Here is a 540-nt window from a genome sequence, read left to right on the forward strand (position 1 = left end):
ACCGCTGTAGATGATCTGGGCGGATTCAACCTGTTCTTTGGTCAGGTTGCCCTCTTTGTTATCGGCCAGCATGCGGGCCAGGATGAGCAGGCTGTTGAGGGGGGTGCGCAGTTCGTGGGACATATTGGCCAGGAATTCGGATTTGTATTTGCTGGCCAGGGCCAGTTCTCTGGCCTTGCGTTCCAGTTCTTCCTGAGCAATCATCAGTTCCCGGTTTTGCTGGTCTAAAACGGCCTGTTTTTCCTTCAATTGGGTTTCGGAGGCCTGCAAGCTTCTGGTTTGGGTTTCGAGTTCTTCGTTGGCCACGCGCAGTTCTTCGCTTTGGGTTTGCAGTTCTTCGGCTTGTTGTTGGGTTTCGGCCAGCAGTTCATTGATGCGGTCGCGGGCCTGGGCGGTGTTGAAGGCAATGGCGATGTTGTTCAGGGCCGTTTGTATAAATTCCTTCTGCGCCGGGTCGAATTCGGTCAACGTGCCCAGTTCGATCACGCCCAGCACCCGGCCTTCATACATCACCGGGAAGACTATAATGTGCCGGGGCGT

The 540-nt window shown here is 55.0% G+C and carries 1 protein-coding gene; it reads right to left on the bottom strand.

Annotation, left to right across the window (positions count from 1 at the left end):
- Positions 1-540: histidine kinase dimerization/phospho-acceptor domain-containing protein (locus ACQY6F_RS19075; RefSeq protein ID WP_428776706.1), on the bottom strand; the 540-nt coding region annotated here is incomplete at both ends.

It is taken from the genome of Vibrio sp. (assembly GCF_050299255.1).
Classification (GTDB): domain Bacteria; phylum Pseudomonadota; class Gammaproteobacteria; order Enterobacterales; family Vibrionaceae; genus Vibrio.